The 13,572-nt window shown below is 74.5% G+C and carries 17 protein-coding genes; 6 read left to right on the forward strand and 11 right to left on the reverse strand.

Going from position 1 to position 13,572, the window contains the following annotated elements:
* Window positions 1-83: 83 nt before the first annotated feature.
* Window positions 84-557: a septum formation family protein gene (locus AB0H75_RS21825; protein ID WP_367798796.1), complete on the forward strand. Its 474-nt coding sequence runs from the start codon at window positions 84-86 to the stop codon at window positions 555-557.
* Here AB0H75_RS21825 and AB0H75_RS21830 read toward each other — a convergent pair.
* From AB0H75_RS21830 to AB0H75_RS21865, 8 genes are all read right to left on the reverse strand, one after another.
* The gene (locus AB0H75_RS21830; protein ID WP_367798798.1) at window positions 547-1,419 is read right to left on the reverse strand and encodes a hypothetical protein; all 873 of its coding nucleotides are present in this window, start codon (window positions 1,417-1,419) and stop codon (window positions 547-549) included. The genes AB0H75_RS21825 and AB0H75_RS21830 overlap by 11 nt on opposite strands.
* Before the next feature lie 120 nt (window positions 1,420-1,539).
* Window positions 1,540-2,391, reverse strand: coding sequence for an aldo/keto reductase (locus AB0H75_RS21835; RefSeq protein WP_367798800.1), 852 nt, complete (start codon window positions 2,389-2,391; stop codon window positions 1,540-1,542).
* Window positions 2,392-2,457: 66 nt separating this feature from the next.
* Window positions 2,458-2,856: a hypothetical protein gene (locus tag AB0H75_RS21840; RefSeq protein WP_367798802.1), complete on the reverse strand. Its 399-nt coding sequence runs from the start codon at window positions 2,854-2,856 to the stop codon at window positions 2,458-2,460.
* A 40-nt stretch (window positions 2,857-2,896) separates the two neighbouring features.
* A complete protein-coding gene (locus tag AB0H75_RS21845; protein ID WP_367798804.1) occupies window positions 2,897-3,418 on the reverse strand; it encodes a hypothetical protein in 522 nt (173 codons plus the stop codon).
* 173 nt (window positions 3,419-3,591) lie between these two features.
* The gene (locus AB0H75_RS21850; RefSeq protein ID WP_367798806.1) at window positions 3,592-4,575 is read right to left on the reverse strand and encodes an NAD(P)H-dependent flavin oxidoreductase; all 984 of its coding nucleotides are present in this window, start codon (window positions 4,573-4,575) and stop codon (window positions 3,592-3,594) included.
* 120 nt (window positions 4,576-4,695) lie between these two features.
* Entirely contained in the window at window positions 4,696-5,565 is an 870-nt protein-coding gene (locus AB0H75_RS21855; RefSeq protein WP_367798808.1) for a haloalkane dehalogenase, read from the reverse strand.
* 14 nt (window positions 5,566-5,579) lie between these two features.
* On the reverse strand, window positions 5,580-5,954 hold the full coding sequence (locus AB0H75_RS21860; RefSeq protein ID WP_367798810.1) for a pyridoxamine 5'-phosphate oxidase family protein: 375 nt from the start codon (window positions 5,952-5,954) through the stop codon (window positions 5,580-5,582).
* Between the two features lie 86 nt (window positions 5,955-6,040).
* On the reverse strand, window positions 6,041-6,856 hold the full coding sequence (locus AB0H75_RS21865) for an NAD(P)H-binding protein (protein WP_367798812.1): 816 nt from the start codon (window positions 6,854-6,856) through the stop codon (window positions 6,041-6,043).
* A gap of 94 nt (window positions 6,857-6,950) precedes the next feature.
* On the opposite strand from AB0H75_RS21865, the gene AB0H75_RS21870 reads away from it, so the two are divergent.
* Both AB0H75_RS21870 and AB0H75_RS21875 read left to right on the forward strand, forming a co-directional pair.
* Entirely contained in the window at window positions 6,951-7,517 is a 567-nt protein-coding gene (locus AB0H75_RS21870) for a TetR/AcrR family transcriptional regulator (RefSeq protein ID WP_367798814.1), read from the forward strand.
* Between the two features lie 77 nt (window positions 7,518-7,594).
* Window positions 7,595-8,299, forward strand: coding sequence for a TauD/TfdA family dioxygenase (locus AB0H75_RS21875; RefSeq protein ID WP_367798816.1), 705 nt, complete (start codon window positions 7,595-7,597; stop codon window positions 8,297-8,299).
* Window positions 8,300-8,349: 50 nt separating this feature from the next.
* On the opposite strand, the gene AB0H75_RS21880 is transcribed toward AB0H75_RS21875, so the two are convergent.
* A complete protein-coding gene (locus tag AB0H75_RS21880) occupies window positions 8,350-8,970 on the reverse strand; it encodes a hypothetical protein (protein ID WP_367798818.1) in 621 nt (206 codons plus the stop codon).
* A gap of 42 nt (window positions 8,971-9,012) precedes the next feature.
* Window positions 9,013-9,963, reverse strand: coding sequence for a DUF418 domain-containing protein (locus tag AB0H75_RS21885; protein WP_367798820.1), 951 nt, complete (start codon window positions 9,961-9,963; stop codon window positions 9,013-9,015).
* A 430-nt stretch (window positions 9,964-10,393) separates the two neighbouring features.
* On the opposite strand from AB0H75_RS21885, the gene AB0H75_RS21890 reads away from it, so the two are divergent.
* Together AB0H75_RS21890 and AB0H75_RS21895 are read left to right on the forward strand one after the other, a co-directional pair.
* Window positions 10,394-11,944, forward strand: coding sequence for a sensor histidine kinase (locus AB0H75_RS21890; RefSeq protein ID WP_367798822.1), 1,551 nt, complete (start codon window positions 10,394-10,396; stop codon window positions 11,942-11,944).
* Window positions 11,941-12,597, forward strand: a complete 657-nt coding sequence (locus AB0H75_RS21895) for a response regulator (RefSeq protein WP_367798824.1) — start codon at window positions 11,941-11,943, stop codon at window positions 12,595-12,597. Before AB0H75_RS21890 ends, AB0H75_RS21895 begins: the two co-directional genes overlap by 4 nt.
* Window positions 12,598-12,632: 35 nt before the next feature.
* Here the strand turns inward: AB0H75_RS21895 and AB0H75_RS21900 are convergent, their stop codons facing one another.
* On the reverse strand, window positions 12,633-12,824 hold the full coding sequence (locus AB0H75_RS21900; protein ID WP_367798826.1) for a hypothetical protein: 192 nt from the start codon (window positions 12,822-12,824) through the stop codon (window positions 12,633-12,635).
* A gap of 200 nt (window positions 12,825-13,024) precedes the next feature.
* Here AB0H75_RS21900 and AB0H75_RS21905 point away from each other — a divergent pair, with 200 nt between their 5' ends.
* Window positions 13,025-13,570 carry a PadR family transcriptional regulator gene (locus AB0H75_RS21905; protein ID WP_367798827.1) on the forward strand — a complete coding sequence of 182 codons (546 nt, stop codon included), beginning with the start codon at window positions 13,025-13,027 and terminating at the stop codon, window positions 13,568-13,570.
* Window positions 13,571-13,572 lie beyond the last annotated feature (2 nt).

Here is a 13,572-nt window from a genome sequence, read left to right on the forward strand (position 1 = left end):
TGCCCTCCGGGGAGCCGCGACGCTGCGCGACCGAGCCGCGACGGCGATCCACCCGTGATGTGCGCCTGCCACGATCCGGCGTCATGATCCGTCACCTGACCGCGGCCGCCTGCCTGGCGGGCGCGCTCGCGGGCTGCGGGGCCGCGCCCGAGTCCGCGCCCGAGTCCGAGCCCCCGGCGGCCGGGCCCGCCGCCGCGCCGACGGCGGTGAGGCCCGGCGAGGAGCACTACCACGCCACCGAGCTGCGGCCCGGCGACTGCCTCGATCCGCTGCCGGAGAACTTCACCGTGACGGTGGTGTCCTGCTCCGTGCCGCACTCCGCCGAGTTCGCGACCACCTACGTGCTGCCCGACCAGCCCTGGCCGGGCCTGAGGGAGCTGGACCGGCTGGCCAGGGAGGGATGCGCGCCCCGGATGCGGTACGTGCCCGCGCGCAGGTCCGGGCTCACCGTCATCGGGCTCGTCCCCGCCGAGGGCGACTGGCCCCGGCAGCGGACGGCGTACTGCCTGGCGATCCCGCTGGACGGCGGCAAGCTCGTCGGCCGCGTCATCCTGTAGGGGCGGCCGTCCGGCGCGCGGGGACGGCCAGGCCCGGGGAGGCGAGGTCGTGGCCGGAGCGGGTCAGCCAGATCACCTGCACCGCGCCGGCGGCCGCCGCGAGACCGCCGACGAGGGCCGAGTCCGAGGCGATCGCCGTGCCCGTCAGCGCCAGGACGGCGGGCACCAGCAGGCCGAGGAGCGGCAGCACCAGCGCGGCGATGCCGTACGCGACGGTGGCGGGCCGCCAGCGGTCGTCGCCGCGCTGGGCCCGCAGGACCAGCACCGTCCAGACCAGGGCCGCCACGCCGACGATCAGGGCCGACTCGTCCGGGACCGGCAGGTCGAGCAGGTCCAGCACCTCGTCGACGACGGCGCCGCCGAACCCCAGCACGCCCGCGGTCCTGGCCACCCCGGGCCGTTCCAGCCCGTCACCCAGCACCGGATGGAGCAGCAGCACGACCGCCCACATCGTCACCGCCTCGATCACGGCCGCCCACCACGGCCAGGACGGCAGGACCATGTAGAGCAGCCAGGTGGCCGCGGCGGCGTACAGCGCCACGCGCGCCCGCCCCACCTGCTGCTCCTGCCCCACCTGCTGCCCGGCCTCGCCCTCCTGGCCGCTCGCGGGGGACGGGGCCGCCAGGGGCCCGCGCAGCGCCTGCCACAGGGTCCAGGTCCAGACCAGGCCGGTGAGGGCGGGGACGGCCACGTCCCGCGCGGTCACCGCGACGCCCTCCCCGGCCTCCTGCGCGATCGTCAGCCGCCACAGCGGGGCGAGGTCGCCGGTGGCCGCCGCCACGACGGCGGCCACGGCGACCACGGCGAGATAACCGCCCGCGACGACGAGTGCGGGCACGGCGGAGCGATGGCGACGGAGCACGGGACTCTTCCAGGGGGTGAGCGCGGGCCGGGACGCACACCCTATCGAGCCCCCGGAACGAAGTCGATCAAGAGAACCGATCGGGCGCCTGCCCGCGCGCGCCACCTCCGCGCGGGGCCCTCAGCCGAGACGGGCCAGCTCGTCCGCGGTGAGCTCCAGCCCGGCCGCGGCCACCGAGTCGAGGATGGTCTCCGGGCGGCTGGCCCCGGGGATCGGGATCACGACCGGGCTGCGCGCCAGCTCCCAGGCGAGGCAGACCTGCTGCGGCGAGACGCCACGCTCGTCGGCGATCGCGTGGAAGGCGGGGTTGCGGCTCAGCTCCCCGGTACGCCCGATGCCGCCCAGCGGCGACCAGGGCAGGAAGGCCAGGCCCAGCTCGGCGCAGACGTCGATCTCGGGCTCGCTGGAGCGGAAGCGCGGCGAGTACTCGTTCTGCACGCTCACCAGCCGGTCGCCCAGGATCTCGTGGGCGAGCCTGATCTGCCGGGGGTCGGCGTTGGAGATGCCGGCGAACTGGATCTTGCCGGCGTCGTGCAGGTCCTTCAGCGCGCCGATCGTCTCCTCGTACGGCACCTTCGGGTCGGGCCGGTGGTGCTGGTAGAGGCCGATGCTGTCCACGCCGAGGGCCTTCAGCGAGCGGTCGCAGGCCCGCTTGAGGTAGTCGGGGCTGCCGTCCACGTCCCACCCGTCGGGCGTGCGGGTGTGCCCGCCCTTGGTGGCGACGAGCACGGCGCCGGCGTCGCCCGGCCACAGCGACAGGGCGCGGGCGACCAGGCGCTCGTTGTGGCCCACGTCGGTGTGGGAGGGGGTGTAGGCGTCGGCGGTGTCGATCAGGGTGACGCCGGCGTCCAGGGCCGCGTGGATCGTACGGATCGACTGGTCCTCGTCCGGCATGTGCCCGGCCACCGACATGGGCATGGCGCCGAGACCGATGGCCCCGACCTGCCGGTTACCGATGGCGCGTGTCCTCATGGCATTGTGCATGGAACCACCCTGGCCCCTGGAGCGCGCTCCAGGTCAACCCCCGGCCCCGGCGCGTCACCGGCTCGCCAGCAACCCGGCCAGCCGGGCCGGCTCCTCGACGGTCACCGTCAGCGCGGGATGGCGCAGCACCCCGAGCGGTTCGCCGCCCGACACCGGGCGGTGGAAGCGGATGCACACCCCCTGCCGGGTGTCGCTGCCGAAGGTGAGGCCCCGGTCGGCCAGCGACACGCGTACCCCGATCCCCTTCAGCGGCGAGTACGGCCCCGACAGCTCGGCCCCGGCCACGTTGCGGCGCGGCGACAGCACCAGCCACCGCCCGAACCGGACCCGCAGCAGGTCGTCGTCCACCGTCAGCTCGCACGTCCCCGGCCGGATGCCGAGCAGGCCCAGCAGCGGCCGGTACCGGTCCTCGAAGGCGAAGCCGAACCGCTGTGTCTCCCCGTCATGACTCACGTCCCGGCGGCTACCCGGGCCAGGCCGCCGCACACCCGCCTCACTTGGACAGGTACAGGGTCTTCCAGGTGCCCGCGTACAGGCAGTTCAGGGACGGCTTGGCGGCCCTGGCGCCGGAGCAGACCTTGAGCTCGACCTGGTAGACGTCGTGGTACTTGAAGGAGAAGTGCTTCGGCGTGCGGTAGGAGCAGTCGAGCACGGAGTGGTTCCTGTTCGGCAGGTTGCTCCCCGAGCGGTAGGTGATGCGGAACACCGCCCAGCCGCAGGAGGCGGACCTGGTGGAGTCCTGGATCGTGCCCGAGACGCTGACGACGTCGGCGGTGGGCAGGTCGGCGTGGTCCTCGCCGGTGGCGGTCAGCTTGCCGGCGGCCTTGGCCGCGCGGCCGGGCGCGTAGGACGGGCCCCAGACGATCGGCGCCGACTGCGGGGCGGCGGTGGTGGCGGCGGTGGCGGAGGAGGTGGCGGTGGCGGCCTGCGCGGCGGGGGCCATCAGGAGGGCGGCGGTGGCGGCGGCGGAGGTGGCGGCGACGGCCAGGGTGGCGAGGGTCCGGGTGGCGGTCATGGGAGGCGTCCTTCCTCGGGGGCGATGGCTTCAGGGTGCAATGGACCGATTTCAACCTGGTTGCCGAGGCGGATTCGTTGCCTGCAAACGCCTTGATCCCTACTAGAAAGACCTTGTGACGCGCTCCCGTCCCCGCCATGCCGATCGTCGAGCCGGAAGGCCGGCCGTCGCCGTCATGACCCCGGGGCCGGATCCGGGCTGTCCGGGCGGGCGAAGCGCGACAAAAGCTCGTCGGCGGCGGCGAAGCCCGCCACGACGTCGGCGGCCGGACGCCCGTGCCGCACCATCCCGACGGCCTGACCCGCGTAGACGTAGGCGGTGTCGTAGTCGCCGGCCCGGCGGGCGGCCGCCAGCTCGGCACGCGCGCCGTCGTCGCCCGCCAGCTCCGCCTCCCGGCCGTGCCACCGGTCGAAGAAGGCGTTGCGCAGGGCGCGGCCCCCGTACTCGGGCGGCCAGTCCAGGCGCTGGGCGACGTCGAAGACCCGCCCGTAGGCGGTGCCGGTCTCCCCGGTCTCCAGCAGCCGCCGCCGGGCCGGCTCGGGCAGGGTCGTCTCGGCGCAGCCCAGGAACGCCGTCCCCGCCCAGCCGCCCTCGGCCCCCGCCGCGAGCACCGCGGCCAGGCCGCGCGCCGTGGCGATGCCGCCCGCCGCGAGCACCGGGACGGTGACCGCCTCCAGGACGCTCTGCAGCAGCGGCAGCGTGGCCACCTCGTCGCGGCCGTGCCCGCCGCCCTCGCCGCCGCGCGCCACGACGACGTCCACGCCGGCCCGCTCGGCGGCTCGGGCCTCCTCCGTGGTGCCGGCCTGGGTGGCGACGGTGATGCCCGCCCGGCGCAGCGGCTCGACGTAGCGGCCGTAGTCGCCGTAGCTGACCGCGACCAGGGCGGGACGGGCGTCGAGGACCGCCTCCAGCGGCCCGGGATCGTCCGCCAGCGCCCAGGCCATCAGCCCCACCCCGTACGGGCGCCCGCTCCCGGCGGCCACGGCGGCCTGCCCGGCCACCCACGAGGCCGGCGCGCCGGTCGGCACCCCGAACATGCCGAGCGCCCCCGCCGCCGAGACGGCCGCGGCCAGCCGCCCGTCGCCCACCCCCGCCATCGGGGCGCCGACCAGCGGCACGTCGAGCCCGAACCGGTCGGTCAGCCAGGTACGCGGCATGCGGCTGCTCCTTCGCTCCTCCGCCAGGAACCAGCTCCTCCGCCAGGAACCAGCTCCTCCGCCTGGACGCGCGGACACCGACCATGGTGCCAACACCTCCGCGGGGAACCGCCCCCGGGGTCAGCGGATCCCGGCGAGCCAGGACGCCACGTCCGCCGCGATCACCAGGGGACGGTCCTCGGGGGTGTGGTGCCCGGCGGTCTCGTCGTGCTCGCGCACCCGCAGCGACGCCATGGTGTCCACGCACCACTTCACCGTCTCCGGCGTCCACATGGACCCCGGGCCGGGACGGAAGCCGATCAGCAGCTTCGGCACCTCCGGGCTGCCGGCCGCCCACCGGCCGAACTCCTCCATCCTGGCCACCAGGTCCGCCGGCTCCCCGCCGAGCGGCATCGAGCGCGCCCACCGCAGCAGCGGCAACCGGCTCTCGCGGGTGGGGTACGGCCGCAGGTAGGTCTCCAGGTCCTCCCCGGCGAGCGGCGTGGCCATGGTGTCGGCGAAGTTCCGCAGGAAGGCGTTGTCGTCGAGCATCATGGCCTCGCCCACCCCGTCGGTCTTGATGGCCCGGAACACCTCGCGGCCGCCCTCCGGCAGCTCCTCCCAGGCCATCGGCTTGACGACGGCCTCGGTGAAGGCGATGCCGCGTACCCGTCCGGGATGGCGGGCGGCCCAGTCGAAGGCCAGCGCGCCGCCCCAGTCGTGGCCCACGAGCACCACGTCGTCGAGCTCCAGCGCGTCGAACCAGGCGTCGAGGTAGCGGGCGTGGTCGTCGAAGGTGTAGCCGAGGTCCGGCTTGCCGGACTCGCCCATGCCGATGAGGTCGGGGGCCAGGTGGCGGCCGGGCCCGGCGGCGGGCATGACGTGGCGCCACAGGTGGGAGCTGGTGGGGTTGCCGTGCAGGAAGACCGTCGACGCGCCGGAGCCCAGCTCGCGGTGGGCCAGGGTGGAACCGAGGACGTTCGTGACGTTCAAGGGCAGGGGCATGGGCATGGGACGTGTCCGTTTCAGGTGTTGAGGTTCATGACGCGGCTCACCGCGATCTCGATGACGACCCGGCCGGGAGGGGCGGGCGGCGGCGAGCCGTAGCGGAGGGCGTAGCGGCGGGCGGCCTCGGCCACGCGCCGCGGATCGGCGGACACCGTGGCGGCGCCCTCCAGGGTGACCCAGCGGAAGCCGGCCACCTGGCAGAGGGCGGCGTGCGGGACGATCGTGAGGTTGCGGGCCTTGCGGGCGGTGGCGACGGTCAGCACGCGGGCCAGGGCCGCGCCGGCGTCCCAGGTGAAGCGCACGGCCGTCACGTGCGGGGTGCCGTCGGGGCGCAGCGTCGTCAGGGTGGCGACGTGCGGCTCGGCGAGAAAACCCCGCAGGGACCGCGACATCCGACTCGCGGCGGCCGGTGGCACGTTAGCGCTCGGGCCGGTCGGCGGCACGTTAGCGCTCGGGCCGGCCGGCGGCACGTTCGCGGTCAACGGAACGCGGCGGCGTTGCGGGCGGCCCAGTCGGCGAACGCGCGCGGCGCCCGCCCCAGGACCCGCTCGACGTCCGGGCTGACCCGCCGCTCGGCCTCGGCCGGATCGCCCAGGATGGCGAGGGTCGCCTCGACGACCGGCTCCGGCATGAACGTCAGCATCTGCGCCCGCGCCTCCTCCCTGGTCTGCTCGACGAAGCGCACCTCGTCCCCCAGGACCGCCCCGATGGCCGCGGCCCGCTCGCGCGGCGTGACCGGGCGCGGCCCGGTGAGCTCGTACACGCGCCCCGCGTGCCCGTCCTCGCGCAGCGCCACGGCCGCCACCTCGGCGATGTCGGCCGGATCGATGACGGGCAGCGCGACGTCGCCGAAGGGCGCGGCGGCCGTACGGTGGGCGCGGATCGACCCGGCCCAGGCCAGGCTGTTCGTGGCGAACCCGCCCGGCCGCAGGATCGTCCACTCCAGCCCGGACGCGCGCACCGCCTCCTCGAAGGCGACCGGATGGGCATAGGCGTGCGGCCTCGTACCGGCGCCCTGAGACGAGAGCAGCACCACCCGCCGTACCCCGGCCGCGCCCGCCGCGTCCAGGACGGCCTCCGGCTCCTGACCGGCGACCATCAGGAACAGCGTGTCGGCACCGGCGAAGGCGTCCTTCAGCCCGGCCGGATCGCCCAGGTCGCCCTGGTGGTGCCGGACGCCCTCGAGCGGCGCCCCGCCGCCCCGCGAGACGGCCGTCACCCGCTCGCCCGCAGCTGCCAGCAGCCGTACCAGCTCGCCGCCCACGTTGCCGGTCGCACCTGTCACCACGATCATGGTTCTCCTCCGAAGGAGTTAGTTAGCTGACTGACTCACTGATTCAAGGCGAGACCATAACGGCCCGCCGGAGCGGTTGTCTATAGTGAGTGAGGTGACTAACTCAACGAGGGCGGGCAAGCGCGAACGGCTCGCCGGCGCCGCCGCCCGGATCCTCCACGAGCAGGGCGTCGAGAAGACCACGCTCGCCGACATCGCCCGCGCGGCCGACGTCCCGGTCGGCAACGTCTACTACTACTTCAAGACGAAGGACCAGCTCATCGAGGCCGCCATCGACACGCACGGCCGCGAGCTGCGCTCCCTCATCGACGGCCTCGACGCTCTCCCCACCCCGCAGGACCGGCTCAAGGCCCTCGTCGGCGGCTGGACCCGCCAGAGCCACGTCGCCGCCCAGTACGGCTGCCCCACCGGCACCCTCGCCTCCGAGCTGGACAAGCGCGACGACGGCCTCGACCGGGCCGTCGCCAAGGTCATGGGGGAGCTGCTGGAGTGGATCGAGCGGCAGTTCGCGGGCATGGGACGCGCCGACGCGCGCGAGCTCGCGGTCGCCCTGCTGGCCGCGTACCAGGGCGTCTCGCTGCTCACCAACACCTTCCGCGACCCCGCCCTGATGGAGGCCGAGGGCCGCCGTCTGGAGCGCTGGATCGACTCCCTCGCCTGACCGCCCTTCCGCTCTGGGTGAAGACGTTCCGCCCTGGGCGATGGCCGGCTCCGCCCGCTCGGGTGCGCGCCTGCCTCGTGGATGGTCCCGGTTTCGCGTTGCTCCAGGGCGTTCCCGTGGACGGCCTGACCGGGCGGCAGCGCGAGCTCGCCGCGCTCGTCCTCGCGCGCCACGTGGGCGACGTCGTCCCGCAGGGGCCGGACGGGCGGCTTGTCATGCACGTCCGCGACACCGGCGCCGACCCGGCCGAGGCGCGCACCCGCAGCCACGAGCACCGGGCCCGGCTCGGCTACCACACCGATCCCACTGACGTCGTGGCCCTGCTGTGCCTGCGCCCGGCCAAGGCCGGTGGCCTCAGCTCCATCGTCAGCTCCGTCGCCGTGCACAACGAGGTGGTCCGCACCCGCCCCGACCTGGCCGCCCTGCTCTACGAGCCGTGGTGGCACGACCTGCGCCGCTGCGACGGCCCCGACGGCTTCGCCGCCAAGCCCCTCTGCGTGCGCCGCCCCGGCGGCGGCATCTCCTTCTCCTACGGCCCCGACTACCTGCGCTCGGCCCAGCGCGGTGCGCACGTGCCCCCGTTCACGCCGGCCCAGCGCGAGGTCATGGACCTCCTCGACCGGCTCACCGCCGACCCGCGCTTCGCCTTCACGATGGACCTGCGGGAGGGCGACATGCAGTTCCTCAACAACCACGTCGTCCTGCACAGCCGCACGGCCTACGAGGACCATCCCGAGCCGCACCGCCGCCGCCACCTCCTGCGCCTGTGGCTCGCGCTGTGACCTTCCCGCGGCGCGACTTTCCCGCGGCCGGCGTGACCTTCCCGCTGCCGCTACGCGGCGGCCCGCCGCAGGGCGCGTGCCCGCCAGAGCGGGTACGCGACCGCGGTCACCGCGAACAGCAGCGGCGCGGGGTGTCCCAGCGGCACGCTCAGCAGGTAGTCCAGCACGGGCACCAGCAGCACGTAGGGCGGCATCCAGCGGGGCGGCTCGGCCGGAGGCGTCCGGGGGGCCGCCCACCGGGTGCGCCGCCAGGGCTTGGCCACCGACACCCACGCCTGGAAGGCGATGGCCGAGGCCATGAGCAGCGTGCCGCCGAGCGCGAGCGGGTCGGCCTCCCGCGCCCCGGCCGCCAGCGCCTCCAGCCGCGGGCCGAGCAGGAAGATCCCCGCGTAGAGCTGCACCAGCGTGATCACGAACTTGACCAGCACCCACCAGTACCGGAAAAACCCCCACTTCGTCATGGCGGCGAGCATGATCCCGGTGAAGGCCGAGGCGTTGGCGAAGTGCGCCAGCAGCGCGCCGTCGAGCAGGCTCGCCATCCGGTAGCCCTCCAGGCTCCCGGTGACCGCGCTGTGCAGGTTGAGCACGAACAACGCCAGTGCCTGGCTCATCCACGCGACGGACGTCACGACGTGCAGCCAGGTGAGCAGGTGGCGCCAGGACGTCGTCATGCCTTCCCCCTGGGACAGATAGGCTGCCTATATGTAGACAGCCTATCTGTCATGAGTGCCCGCGCGCAGCGGCGGCCGGCGGGCCCAGGTCGCCCAGCGCCACAACCACTCCAGCGGGCCCTGCCGGAACCACCGCAGCCACAACGTGGACCACGTCCATTGGAGAGCGAGGACACCACCCGCGATCAGCAGCACCGTCCCTGTGGGCCACCCCTCCGGCGGGCCGCCCACGACCCCGGCGACCAGCAGGACGAGGACGGTGGCGGTCAGGTAGTTGGTCAGCGCCATCCGGCCGAGCGGGGCGAAGACCGCCCGCAGGAACGGCCGCAGCCGGGTGCGGAGCAGCACCAGCAGGGCGCACACGTACGCCCCGGCGGTCAGCAGCCCGCCGGTCACCGTCGCCACCGGGTCGCCGGTGACGTGCTGCGCCCACGCCGCCGGCACCGCCATCGCGGCGAGGGCCAGCCCGAGGGCGGCGGGCATCCGGGTGGAGTCCTCGATCCGGCCGATCACGCCGTACCTGGTGAACGCCGAGCCCAGCAGGAACAACCCGGGCACCAGGCCGTACGAACCGGCCGAGGCGACCAGTGCCGCCACGACGAGCACGCCCGCCGCCCCGGCCACCGCCCAGCGCGGCAACCAGGAGGAGGGAAGCAGCACCACCAGCCCGACGACGGCGTAGACGGTCAGGATGTCGCCGTACCACAGCAGGAACATGTGGGCCAGCCCGAGGGCGAGCAGCGCCAGGAGCCGCCGCAGCAGGAGCGACCGCGGCCGCTCCACGCGCCGCCCCGCCGAGTCGAGGAGCAGGGAGAAACCGACGCCGAACAGGAACGAGAAGATCGGGAAGAAGCGATGGTAGACGAACAACCCGAGCCAGGCTTCGCCCCCGCTCCCGCCCCCGCCTGTCCTGGCGATCAGGACGTCCCCGACGTTGGCGATCGGCTGCACATTGGCCACCAGGATGCCGCAGAGCGCGAAACCACGGATCACGTCGAGCGCGGCGATCCGGGAACGGGGCGCGAGGGCGGAGGGGGCGGAGCCCTGCGGAATGGAGCCCTGCGGAACGGGGGCCGGTGGGACGGAGTCCGGCGGAACGGGGGCCGGTGGGACGGGGGCCGGGCCCGCCGGGTGCGGCGGGGTCGGGGGGAACTCTTCGTATGGCATGGCCCCACATCCTGGAATCCGGATCCGGGCGGCGGTACGGGTCGAAAGCAGGGTTCGAGCCGGGCGCGACTCGTCCTTTCGGCCGGTGCGACGGGAGGTCCTGGCCCTCTAGCCTGAGCGGCGTGATCGTCGGAGAGCGACCGGCCGGACCCGGCGACCGCGAAGCGCCGCGAGTACCAGCGCGGGCAACGACACGGGCAACGGCGCGGGTGACGGCGCGGGCAACGGCGCGGGCAACGGCGCGGGCGACGGTGTGATGGGCGGTGTGATGGGCGGGGTGGGGGGTGGTGTGGTGCGGGTGGTGCGGGAGGCCGGGCTCGCGGTGGTGTTCGCCGGGCTGCTGGCGTTCTGGGCGCATCGGGTGGCGATGAGCTGGGGCGGCGGTTACTGGGCGTTCGGGTGCGCGGCGGGGGCGGTCGTCTGCGGGATGGCGCTGGCGCGCGGGCGGCAGCGGATGTGGGCGGCGATCGCGGGGCAGGCCGTGGCGTTGTCGGCCGTGCTGGCGTCCAGCCTCGCGGGGCTGCCCGCCGAGCCGGGGCCGGCGGCGGCGCTGGCTCTGGCCGTGCTCGCCGGCTCGGCCGTGCGGACGCTCGCGCCCCGCGCCGCCTGCTCCGTCGCCGCCGCCGGACTCGTCGTGGCGGTGGCCGGCCTGGCGGCCGGCCATGCTTCCGCCACCGCCCTGCCGGTCCCGCCCGTCACCACCCTGAACGTGGGAGCCTGGCTGGCCGGGGTCGCGGCCGGTCTAGGAGCGCGCACGCTGGCGGCCCGCCGCGAAGCCGCGGCCGAGACCGTACGCCGCCACGAACGCCTCCAGCTCGCCCGCGAGCTGCACGACGTCGTCGCCCATCACGTCACCGGCATCGTCCTGCAGTCCCAGGCCGCCCAGGTCCTGGCCCGCAGCCGGCCCGAGCGCCTGGACACCGCCCTGACCGGCATCGAGACCGCCGGCACCGACGCTCTGGCCGCCATGCGCCGCCTCGTCGGCCTGCTCCGCGAGGCCGTACCGCCCGCGCCGCCCCGCGAGAGCCTCGCCGCCCTGGTCGGGCGTTTCAGCGGGCCCGCCGTCCGCCTGCGGCTGCCGGAGGGTGGCGAGGACGAGACCTCCTGGCCGCCCGAGGTCGCCGCCACCGTCTACCGCGTCGTCCGGGAAGCGCTGACCAACGTCGCCCGCCACGCCAGAGCCGCCCGCTCCGTCGAGGTCACCGTCACCCACAAGCCCGGCACCGTCACGGTAGAGGTCACGGACGACGCCCCACCCACCCCGCCCCACCGCCTGCGCGCCTCCACCGGCAGTGGTGGATACGGCCTGCGCGGCCCCGCCGTCGGCGGTGGATATGGTCTGCGTGGCCCGGCCGTCGGCGGTGGATATGGTCTGCGTGGTCCGGCCGTCGGCGGTGGATACGGCTTGCTCGGCATGCGCGAGCGCGTGGAGGCCCTGGGCGGCACCTTGTACGCCGGCCCGCGCCCCGACGCCCCGGGCTGGCACCTCCGCGCCACCGTCCCCACACCCCAGGCGGTTCCCGCGCCTGCGGCGGTTCCCGCGCCTGCGGCGGTTCCCGCGCCTGCGGCGGTTTCCGTGTCCACGGTGGTTCCCGGGCCTGCGGCGGTTCTCGCGTCCACGCAGGTTCCCGCGTCCACGGCGGTCCCTGAGCTTGTGGCCGTTCCTGAGGGCTCTGCTGCCCCCATGCCCTCCGTTGGCCCCATGCCCTCCGTTGTCCCCACGGCCTCCGTTGGTCCCGCGGCCCTCGACGTTTCCTCGCCCCTCGGGGGTTCCGCGCCTTCCCCTCCCGCACGGGAGCGGCGATGAGCATCAGCGTCCTGCTCGCCGACGACCAGGCGCTCGTCCGCGCCAGCCTGCGGGTCATCCTTGAGGACCAGCCCGACATCAGCGTCGTCGCCGAGGCCGCCGACGGTGAAGAGGCCGTCACGCTGGCGCGGCGGCTGCGTCCGGACGTGTGCCTGGTGGACGTCCAGATGCCCCGCCTGGACGGCGTCGAGGTGACCCGCGCCCTGGCCGGGCCCGGTGTCGCGTGCCCGCTGCGGGTGGTCGTGGTCACCACCTTCGACCTGGACGAGTACGTCCACGGCGCGTTGCACGGCGGCGCGGTCGGCTTCGTGCTGAAGGACGCCGGCCCGGCCCTGCTGGTCGAGGCCGTACGGGCGGCCAGTGCCGGGGACGCCCTGATCTCCCCGTCGATCACCATGAGGCTGCTGCGTCACGTGACGGCCAGGTGGGGCGGCACCGCCCGGCGTCCGGCGCAGCCGTTGTCGGAGCGGGAGGTGGAGGTGGTACGGGCCGTGGCCCAGGGGCGTACGAACCAGGAGATCGCCGCCGAGCTGTTCATCTCCCTCAGCACCGTCAAAGGCCACATCTCCGGCATCCAGGCCAAGCTGGGCGTGCGGAACCGGGTCGGGATCGCCTCCTGGGCCTGGGAGAACGGGCTGACGGGCACTCTGTGAGCACGGCCGCCCGCGTTCCCGGGCGGCCGTGCCGCTCAGCCGGTCACCTGGCGGAACACCACGGTCGCCCGGTACTCGCCGTCGTGGTCGCTCTTCTCCACGTCGGCGCTGAGCACGGTGACACCCGCGTGCTGGGCCTGCTCGCCGTAGAACTCGCGGGCCGCGTCGAGCGCGCGTGTGCGCAGGTCGGCCGGGGTGCGGCCGACGACGGTCACGTGCAGATCCATCGAGAACGTACTGGAGTCATCGCCGAACCAGACATGCGTCCCTAAGGGCGGCATGCTCATATGAAAGTCCCTTCAGTGGGATTTGTCCGGAATTTTGTTTCTCTTCCCGCCGCGTCCGGCGGATAACGTGCCGGACGCCATCCGTTCGGCGGCAGACGCCCGCCCGCCATGCGTATGTACCCGGTGTATAGTCGTCGGCCATGAGTGTCCCCTTGGCCCTGCTGGGCCTGCTCGAACGCGAGCCCAGCTACGGCTACGACCTGAAGCGCGACTACGACACCTATTTCAGCCGCGGCAAGCCGCTCCCGTTCGGCCAGGTGTACGCCACGCTCGGCCGCCTCGCCCGCGACGGCAAGGTCAGCGCGGGGCAGAGCGAGCCGGGCGCCGGCCCCGACCGCAAGCGCTACGCCATCACCCCCCAGGGGCGGCACGAGGTCGAGGCGTGGCTGGCCGAACCGGTCGCGGCCGAGCCGCACCTGCAGACGGTGCTGTTCACCAAGGTCGTGCTGGCGCTCATGCTGGACCGCGACGCCGCGGGCTACCTCGACACGCAGCGGGCCACCCACATGCGGCGCATGCGCGAGCTGGCCGAGATCAAGCGTGGCGGCTCGCTGGTGGACGCGCTGCTGGCCGACCACGGCATGTTCCACCTGGAGGCCGACCTGCGCTGGATCGACGTGACCGCCGCCCGCCTGTCCGCGCTCGCCGAGACGGTCACGGCGGCCGGAGGGGAGGGCCCGCGATGAAC

It is taken from the genome of Nonomuraea sp. NPDC050783, from assembly GCF_040802095.1.
In the GTDB taxonomy this organism is placed as follows: domain Bacteria; phylum Actinomycetota; class Actinomycetes; order Streptosporangiales; family Streptosporangiaceae; genus Nonomuraea.

Bases quoted from the DNA above. Each gene is read 5' to 3' on its own strand.
- AB0H75_RS21860 (WP_367798810.1), bottom strand. From the start codon at position 5,954: ATGTCGCGGTCCCTGCGGGGTTTTCTCGCCGAGCCGCACGTCGCCACC.
- AB0H75_RS21880 (WP_367798818.1), bottom strand. From the start codon at position 8,970: ATGACGACGTCCTGGCGCCACCTGCTCACCTGGCTGCACGTCGTGACG.
- AB0H75_RS21835 (WP_367798800.1), bottom strand. From the start codon at position 2,391: ATGAGGACACGCGCCATCGGTAACCGGCAGGTCGGGGCCATCGGTCTC.
- AB0H75_RS21850 (WP_367798806.1), bottom strand. From the start codon at position 4,575: ATGCCGCGTACCTGGCTGACCGACCGGTTCGGGCTCGACGTGCCGCTG.
- AB0H75_RS21890 (WP_367798822.1), top strand. From the start codon at position 10,394: ATGGGCGGTGTGATGGGCGGGGTGGGGGGTGGTGTGGTGCGGGTGGTG.
- AB0H75_RS21845 (WP_367798804.1), bottom strand. From the start codon at position 3,418: ATGACCGCCACCCGGACCCTCGCCACCCTGGCCGTCGCCGCCACCTCC.
- AB0H75_RS21895 (WP_367798824.1), top strand. From the start codon at position 11,941: ATGAGCATCAGCGTCCTGCTCGCCGACGACCAGGCGCTCGTCCGCGCC.
- AB0H75_RS21825 (WP_367798796.1), top strand. From the start codon at position 84: ATGATCCGTCACCTGACCGCGGCCGCCTGCCTGGCGGGCGCGCTCGCG.
- AB0H75_RS21855 (WP_367798808.1), bottom strand. From the start codon at position 5,565: ATGCCCATGCCCCTGCCCTTGAACGTCACGAACGTCCTCGGTTCCACC.
- AB0H75_RS21865 (WP_367798812.1), bottom strand. From the start codon at position 6,856: ATGATCGTGGTGACAGGTGCGACCGGCAACGTGGGCGGCGAGCTGGTA.
- AB0H75_RS21900 (WP_367798826.1), bottom strand. From the start codon at position 12,824: ATGGATCTGCACGTGACCGTCGTCGGCCGCACCCCGGCCGACCTGCGC.
- AB0H75_RS21905 (WP_367798827.1), top strand. From the start codon at position 13,025: ATGAGTGTCCCCTTGGCCCTGCTGGGCCTGCTCGAACGCGAGCCCAGC.